Raw genomic sequence first — 24,594 nt, 5'->3', positions numbered from 1 at the left:
GCTTAGGCTACCTTGCGAATCGACGTTGCTTTGGCAATCCGCCGAATATGCTGTTCCGTCAGGTCGAACTCGACGGCAACGGTACGGGTGCGGGCGCCTTCGGCGATCCGCTGGGCGATGGCGCGATTCCGGCCCCGAATGGAGGCCCTGGCAATGCAGGGGAACTCCAGGCGCTCGCCGCCGAACGCAGCGGCGAGCTTCAGGGCGTTCTCTGTACCGACCATGTCGACTAGGTTGCGACCGAAGAAGACGTTGATCGTCTTCGGAATGAAGATGACGCCGCGTCCGCCTCCATGCACAGAGCTTGTCGCGGTGCTAGATGGTGGGCGCTTCGCGTCCCAAACCTTCATGCCGAAATTGACCGCTGCATCCCAGCCGATGACCTCCGCGACTAGGTGATATGCCTGGGCGAGCGTGAAGCGCTCCGGGGCGGTAGCCCACCAGCTCTCATCGGACAAAGTTTCGCACCTGCGGAAGAATCGGGTAGTTCGGGTCAACGGACGTGGAGCGCTGACGAAGTCGTCGTTTGGCGGCTCTCCGGCTCAGTGGCGCAGGTTTCGACCGTGGTGGCGCCGGCTGTCCTGCCGCTTCGCTAATCATCCGAGCGATCCTCTCGTCTCTCGGATTACCCGTTTCGTAGTACAGCGCCCATGCCTCTGCGACGAGCGCTGACGCTTCTTTCGTAAGACTAGAGCGCGTCACCTTCAGCGGCCCCAAGTGGCAGCAGCGCGCCAGGCTAGGCCATCGGGTCCTGCTGGCTGGTCAATCGTGCCTGTAGCGACGATCGTCTCTGCGGACTCGACTTCGGCTTCTGTGGCCGGGACCGCTTTGCCGCGCCGGATCAGGTCGTTCGCTTCGTTGAGCGAAGCCTCGACGATTACACCCGGTCGACGGACCTCGCCGCCGATTGCGACGGTTCCGGTCATTCTCACGACCTTGTTCGTTACGATCAAACTGACAGTGCGTTCGATTTGCATGCTTAGCGTTCCTCGACCCAGCCCAAAGCCCAGGAATGGGCGCGGCGTCGGTCCTGCGTGATTAATTGAATTTCCGCGCGGATTCGGTCGTTCAGATAGCGAGCGGCAGCGCTCACATCGTCGAACGGAAGCTGGGGAAACTTCGCAAGGATTCGTCTTTCGACTTCCTCCCGTGAATGCATAAACATCCCGCCCAATGCTTCACAGCCGACAATGAAGCGCTCACCGTCAGTATCCGGCTGGCGACGCACCAGCGTCGCGCCATCAATGGCTGCAAGTAGCAACTGCATTTGAGTCGCTGGCGGCCGGCCCGACGCGTTGTCCTTCAAGGGAACTTCCGCACGACCGCCAGCGAAGATGGAGGACAGCCGCTTCACGCGACCGTCCAGAAGTAGGAGTTGTCTGGAACGAGAGGGACCATGCGAACGAATGCCGTGCATGCCAGGTGGCCGGCCTTGCCAAGGCGCTCAAACAGCACGGTCACTTCATCTTCGACGATGATGCCGGCACGGTCCCATGCGCCCACGAGGATTCCCGGCATGTCCGGCGTCAGCTCAGCGGGAACTCCGGCGGCACGGAGGGTGCCATCGGCACCGATGAAAGTGCCCGCGCCAGATGCGCCCGCGATTGCCCGCAACTCTTCGAAGCGAATACCCGCCGATGCCGCTTTTGCGAGGGTGAATGGGGTCAGGGAGCCTGCGGCCAGTGATGCAAGCAGGGTTTCATCGGCGGCCCGTGCTACACCCAGGGACAGTGCGGTAGCAATTTCGGACTCCAAGTCTTGCGGATCGTGACGACGACGCTCCGACCGAGGGATTTCGAATCGAGTAGCAAGGGTGACAGCGTCCTCCCACTTCATGGCCGCCGCCGCAACGGGTAGCTCAATGATCGGCGCATCATCTTCCGCGTCGACATCGACGACACCGAACTTCGCTGGTTCGATCAATCGGAACTCGACCGGAACAGAGTGAGTAGCCACAGCGCCGGCATTGTCGACTGCGTGCGAGACTAGGTTTTGCGCCATGACTAGAACGTGCGCTCCCGCCCAACCCACCACGGACTGAGCTGAAACGGCACCCGAAAGCGTCGAGCTGACACCGGCAGGTGCGCCCTTGGGAGCGCGCCGCAAGCGGCCGGATTTGTCGAACAGCGGCGGCAGAGCGGACATGGTCATGCTAATGGTCGTGCCACGGACCATCGAAGTCGGGATCGGAGTCGGGTCCGGCCCCAAGTGCCGGTACTCAGCCGGCAGTCCGGAGTTGTAGCGCTCGCGATAGGGCTGCGCGGAGTCGGCGTCCCTCATCGCGTTAGCGATCGCATCGGCCAGTTTGCGTGGCGATTTCTGCATGCTTGTTCGGTTCCCGCGTCGGTGTATGGGAGTAGTGTCAATCGCGGAGATGCGCGATCCCATTGCAGGAATGTTCGCGACGGTCGCCGGCCAGGCGCCGCCGCGTAGAACGCCAGGTCGAACGGTCTTTGCTTTACTTCCGCCGACTCCGAGAAAGGGTTGTTTTCCGGCACGCTGATACGCCCGAAGTAAACATAAAAGTCACTTCGAAGGGGCACGCACAATTGAAACGGCGCGGTGTCGTCGACCCCGCAGGGGCCGTGGGGCCTCGGAAGGACCCTGAATTTGATAGGCTCGACCCAAATGGGGGGGGCGCCAAATGCCGAGGACTCACGACCGGGATAGCTTCTTCAAGCTCGCCACACGAGCCGTGGCTAAGATCATGATTAAGCATCGAACGATCCGGTGGCGAACACCGCTTCAGTTCAACGATCCTTTTGATACGCAGACTAGGCTAACCGCGAACGTTGACCCCGACAGGTTTGCGGATAGATTCGTGCAGCGTCTAGGCGAACTAGCGTTTTCGCCAGAAGTCCCGGAGTTCTACGATCCCTATAGTACGCTTCACCGGCTAGCCATGCAGACGCGCGCCAATACTCCAATCGAGAGGCGCGACGAATTTCTAGCATTTCTTAGGCCAGGTGCCATTCAGGCCGCACACACTCTAAGTGAAACTTTGGCCACGATGTCGGACGACATTGCGGCTCATATGCAGCATGGTCGAACGTTCTGTTTGACAGAGAAGATAAACAACGTGGTGATGTGGTCTCACTATGCGGAGGAACATAAGGGCGTAGGGTTCAAGTTCCGCGTCCTGGACGACATAGATCATCCATTTCGAATTGCGAAGCCAGTGACGTATTCGGATGATTACGTCTGCATTGGAGACTCGGTTCAGATGGCAGACCACTTCACCCGGGCAGCTCCTATCAATCTGACTGAGTTGGCCTGGAAGTTGGTTTACGTGAAACACTCTGACTGGAGTTATGAGAAGGAGTGGCGGTGTTACTGGCCTCTACTCAATGAGCCAGTGGGTACCGGCTACATCGACCCAGTGCAAGACCCGCGTTTGTTCGAGGCGATCTATCTCGGCTGCAACATGGGTGAGAACGACGCGGATGAGATTGTCCAGCTCGCCAGACTACACCTGCCCGACACCGAGATTTTCAAGGCGCGTAAGAGCCGAACTTCGTTCGATCTCGTTTTCGATCGCATTGAGTAGCGGGTACGGCGGGTACGGCGGGTACGGCTTTTCCCATATAGGCAAATCGCCTCCCTGATGCCCCACCTCTGCTCTTCTAGACTTTGTATGTAATAGCCATGCCCCTATACCCGCTTGGTGAATAATTGTAGCGATATCAATAGGTTTACCAAGAGCACTAGGCGGGTCCTAGGCGGGTTTAGGCGAGCACTACTTCTTTCCTATCCGTAAACTTTCTTGAAGCCTGGCAATCTTCCGGCTAGAGCAGCGGGCGCACGAATCTGTCTGGCGCAAGAGAAAGCCCCGACATTGCCGGGGCCTTTGACTACACGATTCGCCAGATGCGATAGCCCTCGTCGACCTTCCTCGACGCGAATTTCCGTCCCTTTCCCAAGCTTGATCGCGTGAAGTACCACAGTGTCGCCTTTGCTCGCTCGCGGTCTTGCTTTGTGGGGACCGCAAAGCTGTCACCGACTTCCATGTCGCGAAATGGATACTTCGGGTTTCGCGGGCCGCCTCGGTGCGTAGGATCGCAGAGCGGAATGCCTTTTTCGATCTTCAAGCGGCCACCCCCATACTCCTGGCAACGAATCGCTGAAGTTCGGACTCGGCAATCAAAGTGCGATGCCCGATCTTGAACGAGCGCAGCTGGCCTGCGGCTAGTAGGTTGTATACGCCGGATTTGCTAATACCGATGCGCTTGGCGACGGTGGCGATGGAGTTTGAAAGGGTGTCGTTTCTCGGTTCTGCTGTCTGCATGCGTAGTGGTCTCTATAGTGTCACCTGGTCTTAGGTGAGCGCGCATAGAATTGACGCGACAAGACTTGCATCCCATTGCAGGAATGTTCGCGATGAAGCGTTTAAACGCGATGAATGAAGTTGATTCAACTAGCAGCGCAGTGAGCAGCCCAATGCTCCATCATTTCGCGGCGCTTCTGTAGCAGGTCGCCTCGTTGGTATGCGGCTTCGACCTCACTCCGGACGGTATGTGCTAGAGCCTTCTCCGCAAGCTCCCTAGGAAAGCTGGTGGCCTCAGCGGCCCAGTCCCGGAACGTCGATCGGAAGCCGTGAACGGTCAGGTCGCTCCGCTCCATGCGCTTGAGCGTGTTGAGCATCGCCATGTTCGAAAGTGGTTTGCCATTCTTGGCGCCAGGGAAGATGTAATCGGTTGGCTGGCCTGGTGTTAGCCCGGCGAGCAGTTTGAGCGCGGCGCGCGATAGCGGCACGCGGTGTTCTTTGCCCGCTTTCATCCGGTGGCCGGGAATTGCCCAAACGGAGGATGCAATGTCGACCTCCGCCCAGGTCGCGCCGATGACCTCATTCGTGCGACAGGCGGTAAGAATCGCGAACCGTAGCGCCTTGGCGGCGGTCCCAGCTTCCGCCGCCAAGGTCGCCATGAAATCGGCGGCGTCGGCATAGGGCAGGGCGGCATGATGAGCGACATCTTTGATCGCGCCGGGCTTTGGCAGCAGAGTATCTAGGTGACCACGCCAGCGGGCAGGATTCTCGCCGGTTCGATAGCCGCGTGTAGTCGCCCACGCCAAGATACGCTCGATACGTCCGCGCAGCCTGGATGCTGTTTCAGTCTTGGCCTGCCATATCGGTTCTAAGGCCCGGATGACTTGGTGAGTGTCGACCTGCGACACGTCGATCGGACCGAAGACGGGGACAGCATAGGTGTCTAGGGTAGATTGCCACTGTTCCGCATGCTTCGGATTCGACCAGCCCCGGCGGTGCGCGGTGATGTACGCAGTTGCGCACTCGCTGAAGGTCATGCGGTTTGCGGCCTCGCGCCTGGCGGCCTCGCGTGTCGCGACTGGCTCCTGTCCCTGTCCCAGCGTGAGGCGCATCGCCTCGGCTTTCTTTCGGGCCGTGGAGAGCGGGGTCAGAAGTAGGGCGCCCAAGCCAAGCTCACGCGCTCGACCATTGCGTCTGTACCGAAACACCCACGACTTAGCGCCCGCCTTCGACACCTGAAGATAGAGGCCACCCCCGTCGCAGTAGTAGCCGGGACGGTTGGCTGTTTTGACCGTAAGGGCGGACAACCGCTGAAGCGTGCGAGGCATCCTGACCCATACTCCTACCCATACTTGGAGCCTGGATTGTATCAGTTTGCATTGATCTTCTGTGGATGGTCCGGGGCGAGTGTCTTCAGAAAAGTGCTTGTTTTAAGGCGTTTAAACGCTGTGCATTGCGACCAAATGTTCCCAATGTCATCATTGGAAAAGTTGGCTTGAGGGACACTCTCTCCGCCAAATTTGTTGATGTTCCGTAGCCTGGGAGATGGTTGTGGGGGTCTTCGATCTTTTCTCAAAACGTCAAAAGCGCGCCCGTGGTGAAGTGCCGGATGTGTACGTTTACAACGGTCTGCCGCAACCGTTGCGGGTGCAGATTGTCCACATAATTAGAGATGCTTTTGGGGAAGACGGATATAGCACCGCCCACGCTCGGGAGGCATATGAGTTTGTCAATAAAGCACTCTGTCGAGAACTCGGCGTTTTTCAACTGATTGAGCACCCGAAATCAGATCAGCATTCGGTTTTTAACTATTTCTTGCAAGAGAAGTCGACCGAGCGCGCGTTAGATGTCGTGGAGCTTTGTTTTAAGTTCATCCAACTTGTCATTCCAGAGAACTGGTCCTATGTGAACAATACTCGTCGAAGTATCGAGCCTGCTGCGGCCGTGGCGGAGCTTAACGAGCGCTTCAAGGAGCACGGAGTTGGTTACCAATTCGAATCTGGCGAGATCATCCGAGTTGATTCCCAGCTTCTGCATGCTGAGGCTGTAAAGCCGGCGCTGGCGATTCTGCGTGATAAGAACTTCAAAGGTGCTAACGAAGAGTTTCTGAAAGCTCACGAGCACTTTCGGCACGGACGCTACAAGGAATGCCTTGTCGACGCATTGAAGTCATTTGAGAGCGTGATGAAGACGATCTGCAAGCTTCGCGGCTGGCCGACACAGCCGGCGGACACGGCGAAGAATCTGATAACTACATGTATGGGAAACGGCCTGTTCCCCGCATACTTTGATTCGCAGTTTTCGTCCATCCGTTCACTGTTGGAAAGCGGTGTGCCGACAGTACGAAACAAGAATGGCGGCCACGGACAGGGGGCATCGCCGGTCGCAGTGCCCGAGTATTTGGCTCGGTACACGTTGAACCTCACTGCTACCACCATCCTTTTTATGGTCGAGGCGCATCAAACCAAAAAATAGGGTCTGCTCGTAGGTGCGTGCGTCGCTGCACTAATGCAAAGCCCGACTAGTTGAGCGCGGCGATACCTGTAGGCTGACTCACTGAAATCTGACTCGCTAGATTCCGCGAAAGTCCTATCCTTCTCTGGTTTCGTGGTCTATGGAAGTTTGTGATGATGGGTATCGCTGCGCTCCATCCATCCTGCGTTCTCGTGGCTTCTTGGCGCTGCTCTGGAGGTTGAACATGGTGTGGAGTACCAAGAACAAAGCGTTGGGTTTGGCAAAGGTAGTCGGTCACCCCTGCGGGACATACGGCGTTGTCGGGCGGGCGCCTAGCATAAGTAGTATGACCTTTGGGCCGTTAGAGCTGTTTGGGGCAATGGCGAGGTGTAGCTACCTTAATGTGATCAATCCCGTGATCGTTACCAATGAATCCCAGGTCATGGCTAAGCTGTTGGAGCAGCATGTTGATGACGTTAGCTCCAACTTCGCCATTCTGGGTACTGCCAACAACCTGAAGGACTACGCCAAGAGCTATTTCGCCGGTACGGTAGCGGCGGGTATTGCCTATCTAGCGATGGTCAAGGACGGTTACGTATGGTGCGATCACTTTGAAAATTTAGGTGGCGGAAAAACGGGCCTTAAGAAAAGTCCGGACTTCGTGTTCGCATGTCCAAGTCATGGGGTGGCGCTAGTGGAGGCGAAAGGTACACGGGGTTCAGCCTCCAAGGTGTTTGATGGCACTGTTAGAGGCGGATACGAAAAGCAGGTCGAGCCGCACCTTGGATTTGGTGTGGGTGGCGTAATTGCTAGTCATGGCTATTGCATAGGGGCTCACATGCGGTCATCGACCAAGGCAACGCTACACGTTCACCACACAGAAGTTTCCGCAGCGACTTCGACCGGATTCGGCAATGAAATTTCACCAGAAACAGCTGGATCGATTGAGTTGGTGCAACGGAACAACTACGCCACCGTACTAAATCTTGTCCATAGCGATGCTCTCGGACGACGTCTTCGATCAGGTCAAGGGAAAGGGTCTATTAATTTCACGCGATTTAGCTGGCGTGGTCGCGATTGGCTTGGTCCCCCTCTGTTAGCTAGGAGTTTGATCAATAAGCGGCGATTGTCACCGGGCGTGATGCCCGAGCACTTCTTCGCCTTGGATGAAGCCGTGGCGCATGAAGTGCTCACGAGGTTCCTGTATCGGTCTAGTCAGTCTCAGTCGACAAATGGAGAGTCGTTGCAAGCTCTTGATTTTGTGGGGCGCTCATTTGAGGTGCTATCCGACGGGGCGATTTATCCAGATGGAATGGCGATAGTATCTTTTGAGGCCGAATTCGAAGTGAGTCGCTCAGGATTGTTTGATGGGCTCTATGGGGGCAAGAGTACCTATGCGATGACAGCGGTGCCCGATGCTTATGTAGCCGATAAAACAGAAACCTCAGCTATTGAACGCGAACTTGTTCCAAACCTGATGCTTGCAAGAGTTCCTAGGCTGCCATCTTCTGACTGAAGACCGTACCTTTGACGTGCGTGTGATGGGTAGGCAGCCTCCGCTGAGGAAACTAACTTATGTAATCCATCCTGCGCCCTTCGGGAGGCGGTCCTTGCGCCTAGGGTCCGCTAGACTCCAACTACGCCCGAAACAGCCAATACCCATGCCCATCACCCCAACCCCCATCACCGCCGCCATCGCCGGCATTTTCGCCGGTGTCGCCATGCCGTTGATCTGGCCGAAGCTGGGGGACGAGACGATGTACTGGGTGTTCGCGTTCCTACTGGTGATCGCGCTGCCCATGCACGTGCTGGTCGTGGGCACCAAACCGATGCAGACCGCCGAGGGCAGGGCGGGCATCGACGGCGCCGTGCTCAAGCGCGTCGCCATCTGGCTGGTGGCCGGCATCGCCAGCGTGGCCCTGATGAAGATCGTCACCGCCTGACACCCCGCGTGCGCCCCGCACGCACACGAGATACGCAGCGTCCTGACCCCGCCGCGCCGCCCCGACTGGACGATGGGCCGCGCACCTGCCTATCATCGTCCTGCCTGATTACGCATGCATACGCAAAGGGCCCCTTGGAATCGAGGAGCCAGCCATGCGTGGGCACACCCCCGTCTCGACACATCCGACGCCGCAGAGCCTCGAAGGCCTTGCGCAGTGGCGCCGGCTGACACGGCAGGGCAACACCGCCTTCGCCGCCGGCCGGCTCGACCTGGCCGCCCTCGACTACACCCGCGCCCTCCAGCTCGCCACCACGCTCGCGTCCGGCGCCGCACTGACCGCCACGCCCGACGACTGCCTCGCCGCCCTCGTCGTGGCCCACCACAACCTCGCCGATACCTTCGAACGCCGCAGCGATCACGCCGCCGCGCTCGATCACCTGTGCGCCGCGCATGACGCGCTGATGCGCATCGCCTGCGATGCCGGCGCGCGCGACGACGTCCGCCTGCACGCCATCCGCCACCTGACCGAAGCTCGCATCGCGCTGCTGCACTGGCAGCGCACCCACGGCCAGTGCACGCGCACCGATGCCTTGCTATGCGCCAGCGCCACCGTCGCCTTCCCGCCGTTCGACGGCGCCCGCCACTGATCCCGACATTTCCCACGGAGACCCCGACCATGCCGCACACGCTGCCCGCCTTGCCTTACGCCTACGACGCCCTGGAACCGCACATCGATGCGCAGACCATGGAGATCCACCACAGCAAACACCACCAGACCTACATCACCAATCTCAACAACGCAGTGAAGGACACGCCGTACGAAAACACCCCGGTGGAAGAACTGATCGCCGACCTGTCCAAACTGCCCGCCGCGCTGCAACTGCCCGTGCGCAACAACGGCGGCGGCCACGCCAACCACAGCCTGTTCTGGACGGTGATGGCGCCGGCCGGCGAGGGCGGTGGCGGTGCACCGACCGGCGAGCTGGCCGCGGCGATCGACAAGGACCTCGGTGGCCTCGACGCCTTCAAGGAAGCCTTCACCAAGGCCGCGCTGACCCGCTTCGGCAGCGGCTGGGCGTGGCTGGTGGTCGGCCGCGACGGTCGCCTGTCGGTGGAGAGCAGCGGCAACCAGGACAGCCCGCTGATGGCCGGCATCGGCTCCGGCGGTACGCCCATCCTCGGCCTGGACGTGTGGGAACACGCCTACTACCTGAAGTACCAGAACCGTCGCCCCGACTACATCGCGGCGTTCTACAACGTCGTCCGCTGGGACGAAGTGGCGAGGCGTCATGCCGAAGCCGGACGCTGACGCGCCCTTGGGCGGCCTGAAGGCGCCGCAGCCGCTGCGCGCGCGCGACCTGCGCCGCGCACTCGGCATCGCCATCCTCGTGCTCGGCGTGATCGCGCTGGGCTGGAACTTCTGGCAGTTCGTCGACAGCTCGCCGGTCATTCGCGACGCCTTCATGGGCGGCTCGGTCGCGGCGATGGCGACCGCGCTCGGCGCGCTGCCGGTGCTGTTCTCGCAGAACCTGTCCACACGCACGCAGGACACGCTGCTCGGCTTCGGCGCCGGCGTGATGCTGGCTGCATGCGCGTTCTCGCTGATCATGCCCGGACTGGAAGCAGCGCAAGGCACGCCGCTGTTCGGGGGCGGCGAAGCGGCAGCGAGCGCGGTGATCGGGCTGGCGATCCTGCTGGGCGGCGGCGTGATGATGGCGCTCGACCGGCTGCTGCCGCATGAGCACTTCATCAAGGGCAGGGAAGGGCAGGTCTCGGAGAAACTGCGGCGCACCTGGCTGTTCGTGTTCGCCATCGCATTGCACAACCTGCCCGAAGGCCTGGCCATCGGCGTGGGCTATGCAGGCAACGACGGCGTGGCACGTGCGAACGCACTGGCCATCGGCATCGCGTTGCAGGACGTACCGGAAGGTCTCGTCGTCGCGGTCGCGCTGCTTTCGGCCGGCTACAAGCGTTGGCTGTCGGTGTTCATCGGGGCCGCGAGTGGCCTGGTCGAACCGCTGGGCGCGGTGCTCGGCGCATCGGTGGCCGCGCACTCGCAGCTGATGCTGCCGTGGGGCCTGGGCTTCGCCGCCGGTGCGATGCTGTTCGTCATCAGCCACGAGATCATCCCCGAGTCCCACCGCAAGGGCCACGAGAGCTTTGCCACCACCGGCCTGATGATCGGCTTCGTGATGATGATGGTGCTGGATACGGCGTTGGGGTGACCCGGCGCCGGCTGCCCTATACTCGGGCCACCCAAACGGACAGGGGAATCCCATGCGCAAGACCGCACTCTTCCTGGCATTGATGCTGGTCGCCGGCGTCGCTTTCGCCAATACCTACGCCTTCGGCAACCGCGTTGTCGCCAGCGGCGACAGCGTCGGCAGGCTGATCGAGATCGCTGGCAGGCCCGACATGGTGACGCCGCTGGAGAACCAGTACGGCGCGCGCGAGGGCGAGAACTGGACCTACTTCCGCGATGGCAAGACCATCGTCTTCACGGTGGACAACGCCGGCAAGATCCTGCGCATCTCGGAATCGCGGTGAGCCCAGCGAGCCGCGTGGGATGAGTGTAGCGAGGCGGCTTTCAACGGCGCAGCCGGTCTACCCATCACGCCCTCTCTCCGACGTCTCCGGCCCAGCCATCATCCTTGCCGACACGGCTCGCGCGAAGATGCTCGCCTTGCCGCAGGCCATGCGAGAACCGTGTCTTGATCAGGCGCCAACGCATCGGAAAGTCGGCATCCCCAGGCGGTAACGTCCAGACGGCATGCAGATGGTCCGGGAGCATGACCATGGCGTCGATGACGGCTGCGCCGTTGAAAACCGCTTCGCTCCACCTATCCTACAACCGCTTTTTCGGCCGATGCGCGGCCATGCACGTGGCCACGCTCGCCACCACGCAGCACAGCGCGGCGATCTCCAGCGTGTCGGGCCAGCGCTGCTCCCACAGCCAGCCATAGAGCAGGGCGAACAGGGTTTCGAACAGGATCATCTGTCCGACCAGCGTCAGCGGCAGCAGCCGGCTCATGCGATTCCACAGCGCATTGCCGGCGATCGACGCCAGCACCGCCACGCCGACCGACACCGCACCGAAGCGCGCCCACGCCTCGATGCCGTGCGCCGCGGAGCCCATCGCCAGCGCGAGCGGCACCAGCAGCAGGCTCTGCGCGCCTGTCACCAGCCCCGTCAACAGGTTCCAGTCGTGCGCCGAGACCTGCGGCAACCGCGCGAGTGCACGCGCATTGCCCACCGCATAGGCGGTCCACGACACCAACGCGCCGATCGCGCAAAGCAGCCCGAACACCTGCGTTCCCGCCGAGCCGCTGGCCGGCGCCACCAGCGCCTGCCATCCGATGCAGAGTGCACCGGTCGCGCACAGCAGCAGCGACGGCATCAGTCTGCGCAGCGGCACCGCACCGTGGTCGCGGCTCCCGATCACCGTGACCGCCACGGGCAGGAAACCGATCACCAGCGAGGTCATCGCGATGCCGCCCGACTGCACCGCGCTGGACAGCAGCAGGTAGTAGACCGTGTTGCCCGCCAGCGCCAGCCACCCCAGCGTCGCCCACTGGCGGCGCGGCAAGGCAACCACCAGTCGCTGCCAGCGCGGCAGCACCAGCGCGAGCGCGATCAGTCCGTACGCCAGGTAGCGGCCGATCGTGAGCTGCAGTGGGGTGAAGTCGCGCACCAGTTCCGGCGCGAGGAACACCAGACCCCACAGCGCGCCGGCACCGACACCACAGGCGAGGCCGGCCAGCGTGCCGTTCGAAGCAGAGGAGAGGGGGCGGGCAGCGGAAGCGGTATCCATGCGAGCAATCTACTCGCGGACCTGCGATGATCCGGCTCGATATCGGGCCATCAAACGCAACATTTACTCGATCATGCCGCGCAAACCCGCCATTCCCGCCTCCGGCCTGGATCGCTACGACCGCGCGATCCTCGACATCGTCCAGCGCGACAACAAGACGCCGCAGCGCGCCATCGCCGAGGCGGTGGCGCTGTCGACCGCCGCCGTGCAGCGCCGCATCGCCGCGATGGAGAAGTCGGGCGTGATTGCCGCCAACGTGGCCGTGGTCGATCCCGATGCCGTCGCCGCCACCATCACCGCCATCGTCGAGGTGAAGCTGAAGGACGAGCGCGCGGCCACCTCCGACCGCGCCAAGGCGCTGTTCCGCGAGACGCCGGAAGTGCAGCAGTGCTTCTACGTCACCGGCGGCATCAGCTTCGTGTTGATCATCGTCGCGCCGAACATGCCGACCTACGAGGCGTTGACCCGTCGCCTGTTCGCCGAGAACGAGCTGGTCGTCGATTTCCGTACGCTGATGGTGCTGGACCGGGTGAAGACGGGGACGGCCATCGTGGTGCCGTGAAGGCACGGTAAGCGCCGGCCCATCCACGTAGGGAGACATCTCATGCACAAGATCGGACTCCCTTCGTTGCTGACGTTGCTTGCCGGGGTGAGCGTCCTGGGCACGGCATTGGCGTCGGAGCCCTTCACGTCGGATAGCGCCCAGCTTTGCCTTGCGCCACTCCAACCCCAGGACTATCCCGGTGCGGCACTCACGATCTCGTTCAATGGCCAAGCGCGGATACCCGCGCCGGCGCGCGATGGCCTGACGTCGGTGAGGCTGTCGCGGTCCAAGCTGTACTCGGTGGTGGTAAGACGCGACCAGTCGGTGGTGCACGCATTCCGACTGGATTTCGCGAAACACCTCTCCGGCAATGTCTGTCTCTCCTACGTCGGACGAAAGAACCGGTGGGCACTGCAGGATCAACCTGCGGGCATGGATGGCTGTACCTGCGGGCTGAAGAGGGATGACGGGGAGGAATGGGATGCGGCGGCGCTGGACTGAGGGCGTCACCTGCGCGGTGCCGTTCGCTCGCATGACGTCTGGCGCTCGAGCCTACGCGTCTTGTCCGTGTGATCCGATCGGCGAGTACTTCGACAAGCCGCTCCGCGATTACCCGGAGGTCGTCGGATCGCATTGCCGGGCGAACGGATCGTTTCGATCCAACGTTCGATCTCGTTGATGGATCGGCCGATCATTTCGATCCAATGCTCGATCTTCGTGATGGATGAGCGCATCAATTCGATCCAACGTCCGATCTTCTTGATGGATGAGTGGATCAATTCGATCCAACGCTCGATCTCTTTGATGGATCAGCCGATCATTTCGATCCAACGTTCGATCCTGACGATGGATGGGAGGATCGTTTCGATCCAACGTTGGACCTTGCCGATAGGCGAGAGCCTCTTTCAGCCGCAGCGCGTCATCGTGCCGTGAGTACGGATTCGCCCTCTGAAGGCCGCGAGTAGCGCCGGCATGCGCAGAATGGCCTCGACGCGCGTCGATTTAACATTCTTAACATCACGTTGACCTCTCAATGTGAGATGCGGACTACAATGCTGCATCGCATCAGTCGATGTCCGCGTCCATGTCTGGGGACGGACGCGCATCTGTAGCGCTCCTGCGCGCAGCGTGCCTGGCACGCGACGACTCTCTTCCTGCGCCGCTTCGCGGCGTATTCCCGGTGCGTTTCCCCGCCTGCGTCCCTTGACGCTTCGCGTCGTGCCCTGTGCGCGGCCTGACCCGCGAACATGGAGTGCACCCGCATGACCCTGTTGAAAACCCCTTCGCAGCCGTTGCTGCTCGCCACCGACCTCGATGGCACTTTCCTCGCTGGCGATGCGGATGCCCGCAAGCGGCTGTACCACCTGGTCGATGCGCATCCGGACATCAAGCTGGCCTGGGTGACCGGACGTGGCCGCGAGGCAATCCTGCCGCTGCTCGCCGATCCCGGCCTGCCGACCCCCGATTACGTGATCTGCGATGTCGGCGCGACCGTGCTGCGCACCGCCGACATGCAGCCGATCCAGCCGCTGCAGTCGCAGATCGAAGCACGCTGGCCGGGCGAACACGTGGTCGCCGATGCGATGCGCCGCTTCCCGATGCTGGTGCGCCAGGAAGTGCCGCAGGAGCGTCGTTGCTCGTATTACTGCCATCCCGAACAGCTGTCGACGATCCAGGCCGATGTGGAAGCCGTCGCCGCATCGCTAGGCTGCGAAGTGCTGTACTCGGCCGACCGCTATCTCGATATCCTGCCGCGCGGTACGCGCAAGGGCAGCACGCTGACCGCGCTGGTCGACGAACTCGAACTCGCGCACGCCCGCGTGCTGGTCGCCGGCGACACGCTCAACGACCTGTCGATGTACGGCGAAGGCTTTCCCGGTGTCTGCGTCGGTGAATCGGAGCCGGCGCTGGTCGCCGCGACCACCGGCATGGACAACGTGCTGCATGCCGAGGCGCCGGGCTGCGGCGGCATCCTGCAGGCGATGGCGCATTTCGACCTGATCGAGGCCGAGGGCTATGCGCCGCCCACACACGCGCCCGGCAAGGCAGAACTGGTGATGGTCTACCACCGCCTGCCGTACGAGGAGCACATCGTCGACGGCCAGCGCCTGCGCAAGCCGCACACCTCGCCGAACGGAATCATTCCCAGCCTGCTGAGCTTCTTCGCCGATGGACGCCCGGGTTCGTGGGTGGCCTGGACGGTGGACGATCCGAAGGCGCCGCCGATCGAGCCGCGTGCGACCGTGGATGCCGAGCGCTATCCCGGCCTGACCGCGACCCATGTGCCGCTGACGAAGCACGAGGTGGACGTGTTCTACAAGCGCTTCTCGAAGGAAGCGTTCTGGCCGGTGATCAACAGTTTCTGGGAACGCGCGCGTTTCAACGAGGACGACTGGTCGCTGTTCAAGCGCGTCAACCGGCGCTTCGCCGAGGCCGCCGCGGCGGAGGCCGCGCCCGGCGCGACGGTGTGGCTGCACGACTACAACCTGTGGATGGTGCCGTCGGTGCTGCGCGAGCTGCGCCCGGACGTGAAGATCGCCTTCTTCCACCACACGCAGTTCCCGTCGGCGGACATCTTCGCGATCCTGCCGTGGCGCCGCGAGATCCTCGGCAGCCTGCTGGCCTGCGACTACGTGGGCTTCCACATCCCGCGCCACGCGGAGAACTTCACCGATGCGGTGCGCAGCACGTTCCCGGTGGAAGTGACCGCGCGTGCGTCGTGCGCGCCGCGCTTCCTGACCTTCGGCTGCGCCGTCGGGGTGGAGGACATGGCCACCGAGCTGCGCATCGACGGTCGCACCGTGCGCATCGGCGCACATCCGATCGGCACCGACGTGGGCCGCATCCGCGCCAGTCTCGAAACCGAGCAGGTGGCGGACGACATCGTGCGGATCCGCGACGAGATCGGCCGGCGCAAGCTGGTGCTGTCGATCGAGCGGCTGGACTACACCAAGGGCATCCTGCAGAAGCTGCACGCGTTCGAGCGCCTGCTGGATGAGTCGCCGGAACTGCGCGGCGAGGTGACGCTGGTGCTGGTGTGCGTGCCGGCCGCAAAAGAGATGACCGTGTACCGCCCGCTGCAACAGCAGATCGAGCAGGCGGTGGGGCGCATCAACGGGCGGCTGTCGCAACTGGACTGGACGCCGGTGCGCTTCTTCTCGCGCGTGCTGCCGTTCGCCGACGTGGTGGCGCACTACGCCGCGGCCGACGTCATGTGGATCACGCCGCTGCGCGATGGCCTGAACCTGGTGGCGAAGGAGTTCGTCGCCGTGCAGGGCCTGGAAGGCGGCGACGGCGTGCTGGTGTTGTCGGAGTTCGCCGGGGCGGCGGCGGAACTGAAAGGCGCGGTGCTGACCAATCCGCACGATCCGGCGGACATGGCGCGCATGCTGCGGCAGGCGCTGCTGATGACGACGGGCGAGCGTGAGGATCGCCAGCGCCGGCTGTTCGACATCGTGCGCCATCACGACCTGTCGCGCTGGGGCCGCGAGTTCCTGGCGGCGGCACGAGGCCGCGAGGACGAGGTCGACGCGGAAACGCCTACCGCTCAGGCGGCTTAATGCATTTACGTTTGACTCGCTCCATGTACGTCGCGATAGTCGAGCTGACACAGGGGGAGGAGACCCACGATGCGCATGTTGGTCGTGCGAAGCATGACGTGGTTGCTGATCGCGGCGACGGCGCTGGTGCTGTTCGGGTTGTTGCAGGCGCCCGAACTCTGGGCCCGCTGAGGCGGGCAAAAGAAAACCCGACCATGGGCGATCGGGTCTGAAAGGGGGAGTCCCCGGCTCCGGCAGTGCTGCTTGCTCAAGGCAGCGCCCGTGTTCCATTGCAGAGCGGCCATTCCTGGCCTGCGCAGGGCGTGCTGCCGGGGACGTGCGTATCGTCGCCCACGCCGTTCACATTCACAGTCGGGTGTTGTCCCGGCGTGCTGTAGGAAAAATCCTACCCACCTGTGCGGATCAACCGAACAGACCGTTGATCGCGCCGTAGCCCATCGCCTGCGGATCGGGCAGGGCCGTGCGGTCCTCGCGCAGGAACGTGCCGACCTGGGCGGCCAGTCGCCCGTACATCGACTCTGCCAGCGCCGAGCCGGTGCTGACGCGACGCACGCCGAGGGTTTCGAGCGCGGCGAGGTCCTGCAGTTGCGGGCGCAACATCACGTTGAGCGGCAGACCGCAGTGCGCGGCGATGGTGCGGATGGCGTCGACGTCGACCAGTCCCGGCACGAACAGGCCATCGGCACCGGCCTCGCGATAGGCCGTGGCACGCCGCAGGGTCTCGTCCACATGCATGCCTTCGGTGGCCAGACCGCGCAGGTAGACATCGGTGCGCGCATTGATGAAGACGTCGGCGCCCTGCGCCGTGCAGGTCTGGCGGATGGCGCGGATCTTCGTCGCCAGCAGGGCCGGATCGCCGGCGCCATCCTCGAGGTTGATGCCGGCGGCACCGGCGCGGACCACGCGCAGGACGGTATCGGCGACATGGGCCGGATCGTCGGAGTAGCCGCCTTCGACATCGACGGTGAGCGGCACGTCGATGACGCGGGCGATGCCGGTGACGGCGTGCAGCAGGGCGTCCACGTCGAGCGCATCGCCGTCGGGATAGCCCTGCGCCCATGCCAGGCCGGCGCTGGTGGTGGCGACGGCGGGGGCGCCGAGGTGTTCGATCAGGCGCGCGGTGCCGGCATCCCAGGCATTGGCGAGGCGGAGCAGGCCGTGCGTGTGCAGGGCGCGGAGGCGTGCGGCGGTCATGGCGTCACGGGTGTCGTCGGAATGGGGCGACAGGGTGCCACGCCGGTGCCGGGCGGACTCACCCCATGCGGTCATCGACCTTGCGCCGGTGACCTCGGCTCAGGCGCAGAGCCGCCAGCCTTCGAACAACCGCCAGCGGCCGTCGCCACCTTCGATGTTGATGGCGTAATCCAGACCCTGCCGGTGGCGCTGGTTGGCGAGCTTGACGGCGTACCCCAGTGCGGCGCCGCGACTGCTGAAATGCAGGGGCGGCGACTCGTTGACGGACAACTCGAAGGTGCCGTCGTCGGCCGGGGTGTGGAACAGGTCGAAGGTCATCATGGCGAGCGCTGAAGCATGGTGTCTGTGCGACAACGTACGGGGCGTTCCGTGACGTCGGTGCATACGCGCAGCATGCCGTTCGCCAGGGTTAAGCGGCGTGCACGCCGCGTGAGAAAACTGTGCGGTCGGACTGAACGGCCTACACGCGGCCTTCGCATTTCTGTCCGTACAACGACGGCAGTGGTCGGGCGGCGGATCCACCCCCTCTGCTTCCCGCGCAAAACCCTGCTTCCGAGTCGCAAGGCTGACACCCAGGGCACCACGAGAGAACCGAACGCAGCTTCTCCGGACACCCCCTGTTCCGTGCTGCGCCTGGCGGTGGACCGCGAGTCCGACATCGTCGCCGCCCGGAGAGCCAGGCGTGTTCTCGCCGCAAACGCAAACGGGCCCGCAAGGGCCCGTTCGTGTGTCCGGCGGCAGGAACGCGATCAGTGCGCGTTCTGGTGGTCCCAGGTCCGCAGGCCCTGTTCGACCACGCGCAGTGCGTCGTCCACGCGTGAGGCGTCGAGCTCGGCGGTGGTATCGCGCTCGCTGTGGATCACCTGCATCACCTTCGGCACCTGCGCCGGCTTGCCGCCGCCGAAGACCGCCAGGATCGGATCGATCTCGTCGCCGCCGACCAGCGAGAAGGACACCGCCGGCCAGCCCGCCTTGAGAAAGGCCAGGTGGTCGGTCGGTGGGTACTTGTCGCCGGGCGAGAAGCCGAGCTTCTCCTTCGCGCTGGCCTCGCGCAGTGTGGCGACCAAGGGCGTGCCGCTGTCGGGCGCCATCATCCATAGCGTGTCGCCCCAGCCGAACACGTCGAAGTTGACGTACAGCGCGGGCTGTTCGCGGCCCGCCGTTTCGACCCACGCATGCGCGCCCAGCAGGCCTTTCTCTTCGAGATCCCAGAACACCACCTGCACGCGATGGTGTTGCAGCGGCTTGGCCTTCAAGGCCTGCGCCAGTTCCAGCACCGCGGCCACGCCGGAGGCGTTGTCGGTCGCGCCATGGCCGACGGCGACCTTGTCGTAGTGCGCGCCGATCAGCAGCAGCGGAGCGTTGTCGGGGCCGCCGAGGTCGGCGACGAGGTTCTCGCCGGCCTGGTCGCCGCGTACGAACGCCTCGCGCTTCCACGCGATGCCGAGCGTGTCCAGGCGCGCGCCGATGGCGTCGCCGCGCGCGACGGTGCCCTTGCCCGCACTGATGGCTTCGACCTGCTGGTGCCAGCGGCCGGAGACGTCATCGGCCCAGGCCGGTGCGCAGGCGAGCAGCGAGAAGAAGAGGGCGCAGCGCAGGCTGCGGCGGCGATGGTGCATGGTGGAATCCCCGATGGAAAACGATGGAAACCTGAGTATGCCGCACCCCGAGCGCGGGCTCGATGGCGCTACATGCATGTAGGGCGTCGACACCCGATACAATGTTAATTGCGCGGCGACGGACGGCCCCCCTACGCTCGACCCGTCCCTCCAAGGCAGCCGTTTTCATGACCATCCGCGTTTTCCTGATCGACGACCACGCCCTGGTACGCACCGGCATGCGCCTGATCCTCGGCGCCGACGCGGACATCGAGGTCGTGGGCGAAGCGGAGACCGGCGAGGCGGCACTGCCGTTGATAAGGCAGCTCAAGCCCGACGTGGTGCTGTGCGACCTGCACCTGCCGGGCTACAGCGGACTGGAAGTGACCGAACGCATCGTGCGCGCCGACATCGGCGTGCGCGTGATCATCGTGTCGGTGCTCGAGGACGGCCCGCTGCCCAAGCGCCTGCTCGAAGCCGGCGCATCCGGTTACCTCGGCAAGGCCGGCGATGCGGCCGAACTGATCCGCGCCGTGCGTGACGTGGCGCGCGGCAAGCGCTACCTGGGCAGCAACGTGGCGCAGAACCTGGCGCTGCATACCGTCGGTGGCGATGCGTCGCCGTTCGATGCGCTGTCGCCGCGCGAACTGGAGGTGGCGATGCTGCTGACCCAGGGCCTGCGCCAGGAAGAGATCGCACGCCGCCTGAGCCTCAGCGCCAAGACGGTGAACACGCACAAGACGCGCCTGTTCGAGAAGACCGGCGTGCAGGACAACATCGCCCTGGCGCGGCTTGCCGCGCAGTGGGGCCTGATGGATCCGACGCGCGCGTTGTAGCGGGTAGTCGCGCCTGCGGCCGCCGTTCAGCGTGCAGGCGACGCAGGTTTGTCGGCTTCCGGTTTACTGGTTTCGAGTCTGGCCGTGCAGGTCTGCAGGGACGTCACCATGGTGTCCGCCAGACGGTCGGCGCGCGCTTCCAGTGCCGCGCGGCTTTCGCCCTCGGCAGGCACGGCAAGCACGGCGATCTCGTAGCGGTTGCCGCCATGCACGAACAGGCGATGGACCGAAAGCGAGTACAGCGTTTCATCGGGCACATTCAACAGGGGACGCGCAACCGGAAATGGCTCGTCCGGGTCATCCAGGCCGATGTTGAGCAACCTCACCCGCACGGTGGGGCCGAAGGCCGATGTTCCCGTATCGACGCGGTAGCGATCCGGCGAGGTGGCCGCGCCGATGCTGCGTGCGTTGTCCTGTTCGCGGCGCAACTGCAGGTTGTATTCGTCCGAGGGGGTGCGGTCCTTCGGAACGGTGGAGGTCACGACGAACGCGCTAGGGCCGTCCTGGTAGCGCAGCCGGTAGTACGAGATCGCGCCGCCTCCCAGGGTGCCGTAGACGACATCCTCGGCCGGGTGCAGCCGGGGCATGTCGATGCAGTAGACATCCAGGAACCGCCAGTCGAACAGAAGCGCCTGCGATCCTCCCGTGCCCTTGGCCTGGTAGGGGCCATCGGTCCAGCCACGGACGCTGCGTTGTTGGGCGTTTGCGCCACCAGGCGTGGTCAATGCCAACAGGAGGACCAGCACGACGCGTGACACGCACGCGGACAGGCAGATTCGACGCATGACCGGCATCCTTGCTGGGGAACGTAGGGCGACTGTACTTCTGCGGTCGCGGGTTCGCTAGTCGCCGTGGCGACAGCACGGGCTCCCGGAAACGACACTGGCCGCTTGCGCGGCCAGTGTGTTTTTCCCTCTGCGGAGAAACGCAGTACGTCAGGCGTTGCGTTCTTCCGTGCTGTCGTCGTCCTGCTTGTCGGCCTGGGCGATCTCGTCGACCGGCTTGACCGGCGTGACCACCGGCTCGAACAGGCTGCGGGTGACCGACGGCGGGGTATCCGCATCGGCGACGAAGAACAGCGAACCGGTGGCCGGTGCGGCGACCGGCTTCGGCGCGGCCGGCGGCGGGGTCGGCGCAGCGGCTTCGACCGGCGCTTCGGCTTCGGCAGTGGCTTCGTTCACGGCATCGACCAGGTCGATCTGCACGGGCTCGTTGCGCACGGCGGCGACCACCGGTGTCTCCACGACCGCTTCCACGGTCTCGACGGCGGTGACGACCGGCGCCGGGGTCGCGACCGTCTCGACGACCACGGGTTCGGCAACCACGGGAGCCGGTTCGGCGGCGATCTCGGCCTTGACCGTCTCGACGATGGCAACGGCCGCTGGCGCTTCGTGCTGCACCGTGACGGTCACTTCGGGCTGGACGCGCGCGGCTTCGGCCTTCACTTCCTCGATCACCTCGGCGGCCGCGACGGTTTCGACCACGACCGGGGCGGGTACGACGGCGGGCGTCGGATCGGCGGCGACCACCGGTTCCGGAGCGGCGACCACGGTCGCTACGACCGGCGCAGCGACGGCGGCAGCGGCAACTGGCGCGGCCGGTTGCGGCTTCGGTGCACGCGGTGCGGCGGCCACCGGCTCCTCATCGTCGAAATCGAACTCAGGCTGCGAACGGTCGGCGACCGGGGCGTCGTCGTCGCTGCCCAGATCGTCGGCCAGCATGCCTTCTTCGCCCGCGGCACCGGCTTCGCCATTGCCACGGCGACGGCGGCGGCCACCACGACGGCCACGACGGCGACGGCCGCCTTCACCCGTGTCGCCGTCAGCGGACGGTGCGGCCTCGCCATCGACCGCGACGACCTGCGTCGCATCGGTGTCGATCGCGGGGGGCACGTCGGTGGCCGGAACCGGCGTCGGTACGGCGTCGGCTGCCGTGCGCACGACGTCCTGCGTGCCGACAACCACGGCGGCGGCCGTCGTCACCACATCGGCGGCGACCGGTGCTGCCGGCTTCGCGGTGTCCTGCTGCGGGGCACGCGGCTGGCGCTGACCCTGGCCTTCCTGCTGCGGCTTGCCACCCTGCTGGCCCTGCGGCTGCTTGGGCGCCTTGGGTTGCTGCTGGGTAGCGCCCTGGGCGTTCTGCGGCTGGCCCTGCGGCTTCTGCTGCTTCTGGCCCTGCTGCTCGTTGCGCGGCTTCTGCTGCTGGGCGTTGCCGCCCTGCGTCTTGTCGCCCTTGTTGCGCTCGTCGCGGCGGTTGTTGTCCTGCTTGCCGCCGCGGCCCTGGTTCTGCTGGCCGCGGTTGTCGCCCCGGTTGTCGCGGTTCTCGCGACGGCCGTTGTTGCCATTGCGGTCATTGCGCTGACGGTTGTCCTGCTGCGGACGGGCCTGCGGGGCAGGTGCCGCGGCTTCGCCACCGCCGAACAGGCGCTTGAAGAAGCCGACCACGCCGCCCGAGGCGGGCGCGGCGACGGCGACCGGCGCGGCCACGGGGGCCGGCGCGGGCGCCGGTGCCGGGGCTTCACGCTCTTCGCGCACCGGAGCCGGCTGCGTGTGCTTGACGTGGGTGACGGCGGGCGCAGCCGGAATGTTGAGCTGCGCCTTGGTCAGCGCATGCACCGGCAGCTTGCGCTGGGTGCCGCGGTGGTAGCTGGGCTTGCTGCTTTCTTCGCCCAGTTCGTTCTCGCGGATGCGGGTGACTTCGTAGTGCGGCGTGTGCAGCGCTTCGTCGGCGACGATGATGACCGGCGCGTCGTGGCGCTGTTCGATCTCGCGCAGCGCGCTGCGCTTCTCGTTGAGCAGGAAGTTGGCGATCTCGAGCGGGGCCTGGATCAGCACCTGCCCGGTGTTGTCCTTCATCGCGTGCTCTTCGGCCACGCGGATGATCGACAGCGACAGCGACTCGACGCTGCGCATGCGGCCGTGGCCTTCGCAACGCGGGCAGACGATCTGGCTGGACTCGCCCAGCGAAGGACGCAGGCGCTGGCGGCTCATTTCGAGCAGGCCGAAACGCGAGATGCGGCCGATCTGCACGCGCGCGCGGTCGTACTTCAGCGCGTTCTGCAGCTTGTTCTCGACTTCGCGCTGGTGCTTGTTGCTCGACATGTCGATGAAGTCGATCACCACCAGGCCGCCCAGGTCGCGCAGGCGCAGCTGGCGGGCGACTTCCTCGGCCGCTTCCATGTTGGTGTGGAACGCGGTCTCCTCGATGTCGCCGCCCTTGGTGGCGCGCGCCGAGTTGACGTCGATGGCGGTCAGCGCCTCGGTCTGGTCGACCACGATCGAGCCGCCGGAGGGCAGGCGGACGTTGCGCTCGTACGCGCCTTCGATCTGCGATTCGATCTGGAAGCGGTTGAACAGCGGGATGTCGTCCTTGTACGGCTTCAGCTTGCGCAGGTTGTGCGGCATCACCTGCTGCATGAACTCGCGGGCGGTTTCGTACAGTTCGTCGGTGTCGACCAGGATTTCGCCCACGTCGCTGCGCAGGTAGTCGCGCAGGGCGCGGACGATCAGGCGGCTTTCCTGGTAGATCAGGAACGGGGCCGGCTTGGTCAGCGCGGCTTCGGCGATCGCCTTCCAGACGCTCAGCAGGTAGTCCAGGTCCCACTGCAGCTCTTCGGCGTCACGGCCTACGCCGGCGGTGCGGATGATCACGCCCATGTCGTCCGGGATCGCCAGGGCGTCCATCGCCTTCTTCAGCTCGGCGCGGTCATCGCCCTCGATGCGGCGCGACACGCCACCGGCGGTGGGCGAGTTCGGCATCAGCACCATGTAGCGGCCGGCCAGCGAGATGAACGTGGTCAGGGCGGCGCCCTTGTTGCCGCGCTCGTCCTTGTCCACCTGGACGACGACTTCCTGGCCTTCCTTCAGCAGTTCGCGGATGCCGGCCTTGTTGTGGTCGACGCCGGCCTGGAAGTAGTCGCGGGAGATTTCCTTCAGCGGCAGGAAGCCATGGCGGTCCGCGCCGTAATCGACGAAGGCGGCTTCCAGGGAGGGCTCGAGCCGGGTGATGCGGCCCTTGTAGATGTTGGACTTCTTCTGTTCCTTCGACGGCTGTTCGATATCGATGTCGTACAGGGTCTGACCGTCGACGATGGCCACGCGCAGCTCTTCGGCCTGCGTGGCGTTGATCAACATGCGTTTCATTGTGCGTTCCTCGCGCGCTGCTACCGCGCGGAACGCCATGGCGTTTCGCCTCTGGAACGTTGCACCGCCCCTTGCGCAGGCGCAGCGGGGCAGATTCGGGTTTCCAGCGCTACGACACCACGGCAGGCCGCGGGAGCGCTTTTCTTTCTAATAGGTGTTGCGGGGCCGGAGGCAGCTTCCCTGGGAAGGGGGCGCCACGCGGGACATGTTCAGCATCAGGTGCCGTCACGCACCCGGCGGTATCCG

25 protein-coding genes are annotated in these 24,594 nt (G+C 64.2%); 13 read left to right on the top strand and 12 right to left on the bottom strand.

Annotated elements, in window-relative coordinates; all coding sequences use genetic code 11:
- Window positions 1–2: 2 nt before the first annotated feature.
- The 4 genes from ACSQ1W_RS09360 to ACSQ1W_RS09345 all read right to left on the bottom strand — a co-directional run bounded on the left by ACSQ1W_RS09360 (window position 3) and on the right by ACSQ1W_RS09345 (window position 2,325).
- Window positions 3–458 carry a Mor transcription activator family protein gene (locus tag ACSQ1W_RS09360; protein ID WP_436043064.1) on the bottom strand — a complete coding sequence of 152 codons (456 nt, stop codon included), beginning with the start codon at window positions 456–458 and terminating at the stop codon, window positions 3–5.
- Between the two features lie 246 nt (window positions 459–704).
- The gene (locus ACSQ1W_RS09355) at window positions 705–977 is read right to left on the bottom strand and encodes a hypothetical protein (protein WP_436043063.1); all 273 of its coding nucleotides are present in this window, start codon (window positions 975–977) and stop codon (window positions 705–707) included.
- Between the two features lie 2 nt (window positions 978–979).
- Window positions 980–1,354: a hypothetical protein gene (locus ACSQ1W_RS09350; RefSeq protein ID WP_436043061.1), complete on the bottom strand. Its 375-nt coding sequence runs from the start codon at window positions 1,352–1,354 to the stop codon at window positions 980–982.
- Window positions 1,351–2,325: a hypothetical protein gene (locus ACSQ1W_RS09345; RefSeq protein WP_436043059.1), complete on the bottom strand. Its 975-nt coding sequence runs from the start codon at window positions 2,323–2,325 to the stop codon at window positions 1,351–1,353. Before ACSQ1W_RS09345 ends, ACSQ1W_RS09350 begins: the two co-directional genes overlap by 4 nt.
- Before the next feature lie 370 nt (window positions 2,326–2,695).
- Between ACSQ1W_RS09345 and ACSQ1W_RS09340 the strand changes: the two genes are divergently transcribed.
- A complete protein-coding gene (locus ACSQ1W_RS09340) occupies window positions 2,696–3,547 on the top strand; it encodes a DUF2971 domain-containing protein (protein WP_436043057.1) in 852 nt (283 codons plus the stop codon).
- A 537-nt stretch (window positions 3,548–4,084) separates the two neighbouring features.
- Here ACSQ1W_RS09340 and ACSQ1W_RS09335 read toward each other — a convergent pair.
- Together ACSQ1W_RS09335 and ACSQ1W_RS09330 are read right to left on the bottom strand one after the other, a co-directional pair.
- Window positions 4,085–4,285, bottom strand: a complete 201-nt coding sequence (locus tag ACSQ1W_RS09335) for a helix-turn-helix domain-containing protein (RefSeq protein WP_436043055.1) — start codon at window positions 4,283–4,285, stop codon at window positions 4,085–4,087.
- A 125-nt stretch (window positions 4,286–4,410) separates the two neighbouring features.
- Window positions 4,411–5,592 carry a tyrosine-type recombinase/integrase gene (locus tag ACSQ1W_RS09330; protein ID WP_436043054.1) on the bottom strand — a complete coding sequence of 394 codons (1,182 nt, stop codon included), beginning with the start codon at window positions 5,590–5,592 and terminating at the stop codon, window positions 4,411–4,413.
- A 223-nt stretch (window positions 5,593–5,815) separates the two neighbouring features.
- On the opposite strand from ACSQ1W_RS09330, the gene ACSQ1W_RS09325 reads away from it, so the two are divergent.
- The 7 genes from ACSQ1W_RS09325 to ACSQ1W_RS09295 all read left to right on the top strand — a co-directional run bounded on the left by ACSQ1W_RS09325 (window position 5,816) and on the right by ACSQ1W_RS09295 (window position 11,210).
- The gene (locus tag ACSQ1W_RS09325; RefSeq protein ID WP_436043053.1) at window positions 5,816–6,739 is read left to right on the top strand and encodes an STM4504/CBY_0614 family protein; all 924 of its coding nucleotides are present in this window, start codon (window positions 5,816–5,818) and stop codon (window positions 6,737–6,739) included.
- A 421-nt stretch (window positions 6,740–7,160) separates the two neighbouring features.
- A complete protein-coding gene (locus ACSQ1W_RS09320; RefSeq protein ID WP_436043052.1) occupies window positions 7,161–8,234 on the top strand; it encodes a hypothetical protein in 1,074 nt (357 codons plus the stop codon).
- 145 nt (window positions 8,235–8,379) lie between these two features.
- The gene (locus ACSQ1W_RS09315) at window positions 8,380–8,661 is read left to right on the top strand and encodes a hypothetical protein (protein ID WP_436043050.1); all 282 of its coding nucleotides are present in this window, start codon (window positions 8,380–8,382) and stop codon (window positions 8,659–8,661) included.
- Between the two features lie 154 nt (window positions 8,662–8,815).
- Window positions 8,816–9,310 carry a hypothetical protein gene (locus ACSQ1W_RS09310; protein WP_436043048.1) on the top strand — a complete coding sequence of 165 codons (495 nt, stop codon included), beginning with the start codon at window positions 8,816–8,818 and terminating at the stop codon, window positions 9,308–9,310.
- A 29-nt stretch (window positions 9,311–9,339) separates the two neighbouring features.
- Window positions 9,340–9,972 (top strand): superoxide dismutase, encoded by a 633-nt coding sequence (locus ACSQ1W_RS09305; RefSeq protein WP_436043046.1) that lies wholly within the window; start codon window positions 9,340–9,342, stop codon window positions 9,970–9,972.
- Window positions 9,953–10,888 (top strand): ZIP family metal transporter, encoded by a 936-nt coding sequence (locus ACSQ1W_RS09300; protein WP_436043044.1) that lies wholly within the window; start codon window positions 9,953–9,955, stop codon window positions 10,886–10,888. The genes ACSQ1W_RS09305 and ACSQ1W_RS09300 overlap by 20 nt, the downstream gene beginning before the upstream one ends.
- A gap of 52 nt (window positions 10,889–10,940) precedes the next feature.
- Window positions 10,941–11,210, top strand: coding sequence for a hypothetical protein (locus tag ACSQ1W_RS09295; protein ID WP_436043042.1), 270 nt, complete (start codon window positions 10,941–10,943; stop codon window positions 11,208–11,210).
- 298 nt (window positions 11,211–11,508) lie between these two features.
- On the opposite strand, the gene ACSQ1W_RS09290 is transcribed toward ACSQ1W_RS09295, so the two are convergent.
- A complete protein-coding gene (locus tag ACSQ1W_RS09290; protein WP_436043041.1) occupies window positions 11,509–12,474 on the bottom strand; it encodes a DMT family transporter in 966 nt (321 codons plus the stop codon).
- Window positions 12,475–12,547: 73 nt separating this feature from the next.
- On the opposite strand from ACSQ1W_RS09290, the gene ACSQ1W_RS09285 reads away from it, so the two are divergent.
- The 4 genes from ACSQ1W_RS09285 (at window position 12,548) to ggpS (ending at window position 16,578) form a co-directional block, all read left to right on the top strand.
- Window positions 12,548–13,036: an Lrp/AsnC family transcriptional regulator gene (locus ACSQ1W_RS09285; protein WP_436043039.1), complete on the top strand. Its 489-nt coding sequence runs from the start codon at window positions 12,548–12,550 to the stop codon at window positions 13,034–13,036.
- Between the two features lie 42 nt (window positions 13,037–13,078).
- Window positions 13,079–13,519, top strand: a complete 441-nt coding sequence (locus tag ACSQ1W_RS09280; protein ID WP_436043037.1) for a hypothetical protein — start codon at window positions 13,079–13,081, stop codon at window positions 13,517–13,519.
- A 177-nt stretch (window positions 13,520–13,696) separates the two neighbouring features.
- Complete coding sequence (locus ACSQ1W_RS09275) at window positions 13,697–13,951, top strand: hypothetical protein (protein WP_436043035.1); 255 nt, start codon at window positions 13,697–13,699, stop codon at window positions 13,949–13,951.
- A gap of 329 nt (window positions 13,952–14,280) precedes the next feature.
- Window positions 14,281–16,578 carry a glucosylglycerol-phosphate synthase gene (ggpS, locus tag ACSQ1W_RS09270; protein ID WP_436043033.1) on the top strand — a complete coding sequence of 766 codons (2,298 nt, stop codon included), beginning with the start codon at window positions 14,281–14,283 and terminating at the stop codon, window positions 16,576–16,578.
- Between the two features lie 402 nt (window positions 16,579–16,980).
- Here the strand turns inward: ggpS and ACSQ1W_RS09265 are convergent, their stop codons facing one another.
- The 3 genes from ACSQ1W_RS09265 to ACSQ1W_RS09255 all read right to left on the bottom strand — a co-directional run bounded on the left by ACSQ1W_RS09265 (window position 16,981) and on the right by ACSQ1W_RS09255 (window position 19,391).
- The gene (locus ACSQ1W_RS09265; protein WP_436043031.1) at window positions 16,981–17,772 is read right to left on the bottom strand and encodes an isocitrate lyase/PEP mutase family protein; all 792 of its coding nucleotides are present in this window, start codon (window positions 17,770–17,772) and stop codon (window positions 16,981–16,983) included.
- 99 nt (window positions 17,773–17,871) lie between these two features.
- Window positions 17,872–18,093 carry a hypothetical protein gene (locus ACSQ1W_RS09260; protein WP_192267913.1) on the bottom strand — a complete coding sequence of 74 codons (222 nt, stop codon included), beginning with the start codon at window positions 18,091–18,093 and terminating at the stop codon, window positions 17,872–17,874.
- Window positions 18,094–18,521: 428 nt separating this feature from the next.
- Window positions 18,522–19,391 carry a M28 family metallopeptidase gene (locus ACSQ1W_RS09255; RefSeq protein WP_436043029.1) on the bottom strand — a complete coding sequence of 290 codons (870 nt, stop codon included), beginning with the start codon at window positions 19,389–19,391 and terminating at the stop codon, window positions 18,522–18,524.
- A gap of 167 nt (window positions 19,392–19,558) precedes the next feature.
- Here ACSQ1W_RS09255 and ACSQ1W_RS09250 point away from each other — a divergent pair, with 167 nt between their 5' ends.
- Entirely contained in the window at window positions 19,559–20,206 is a 648-nt protein-coding gene (locus ACSQ1W_RS09250; protein ID WP_192267916.1) for a response regulator, read from the top strand.
- A 26-nt stretch (window positions 20,207–20,232) separates the two neighbouring features.
- Here ACSQ1W_RS09250 and ACSQ1W_RS09245 read toward each other — a convergent pair whose 3' ends face one another.
- Together ACSQ1W_RS09245 and rne are read right to left on the bottom strand one after the other, a co-directional pair.
- Window positions 20,233–20,991 (bottom strand): hypothetical protein, encoded by a 759-nt coding sequence (locus ACSQ1W_RS09245; RefSeq protein WP_436043028.1) that lies wholly within the window; start codon window positions 20,989–20,991, stop codon window positions 20,233–20,235.
- 150 nt (window positions 20,992–21,141) lie between these two features.
- Window positions 21,142–24,348, bottom strand: coding sequence for a ribonuclease E (gene rne, locus ACSQ1W_RS09240; protein WP_436043026.1), 3,207 nt, complete (start codon window positions 24,346–24,348; stop codon window positions 21,142–21,144).
- Window positions 24,349–24,594 lie beyond the last annotated feature (246 nt).

Origin of the sequence: Pseudoxanthomonas sp. LjRoot143 (assembly GCF_964252945.1) — a bacterium.
GTDB lineage: Bacteria > Pseudomonadota > Gammaproteobacteria > Xanthomonadales > Xanthomonadaceae > Pseudoxanthomonas_A.
This window is presented reverse-complemented; position numbering and strand designations above follow the sequence as displayed.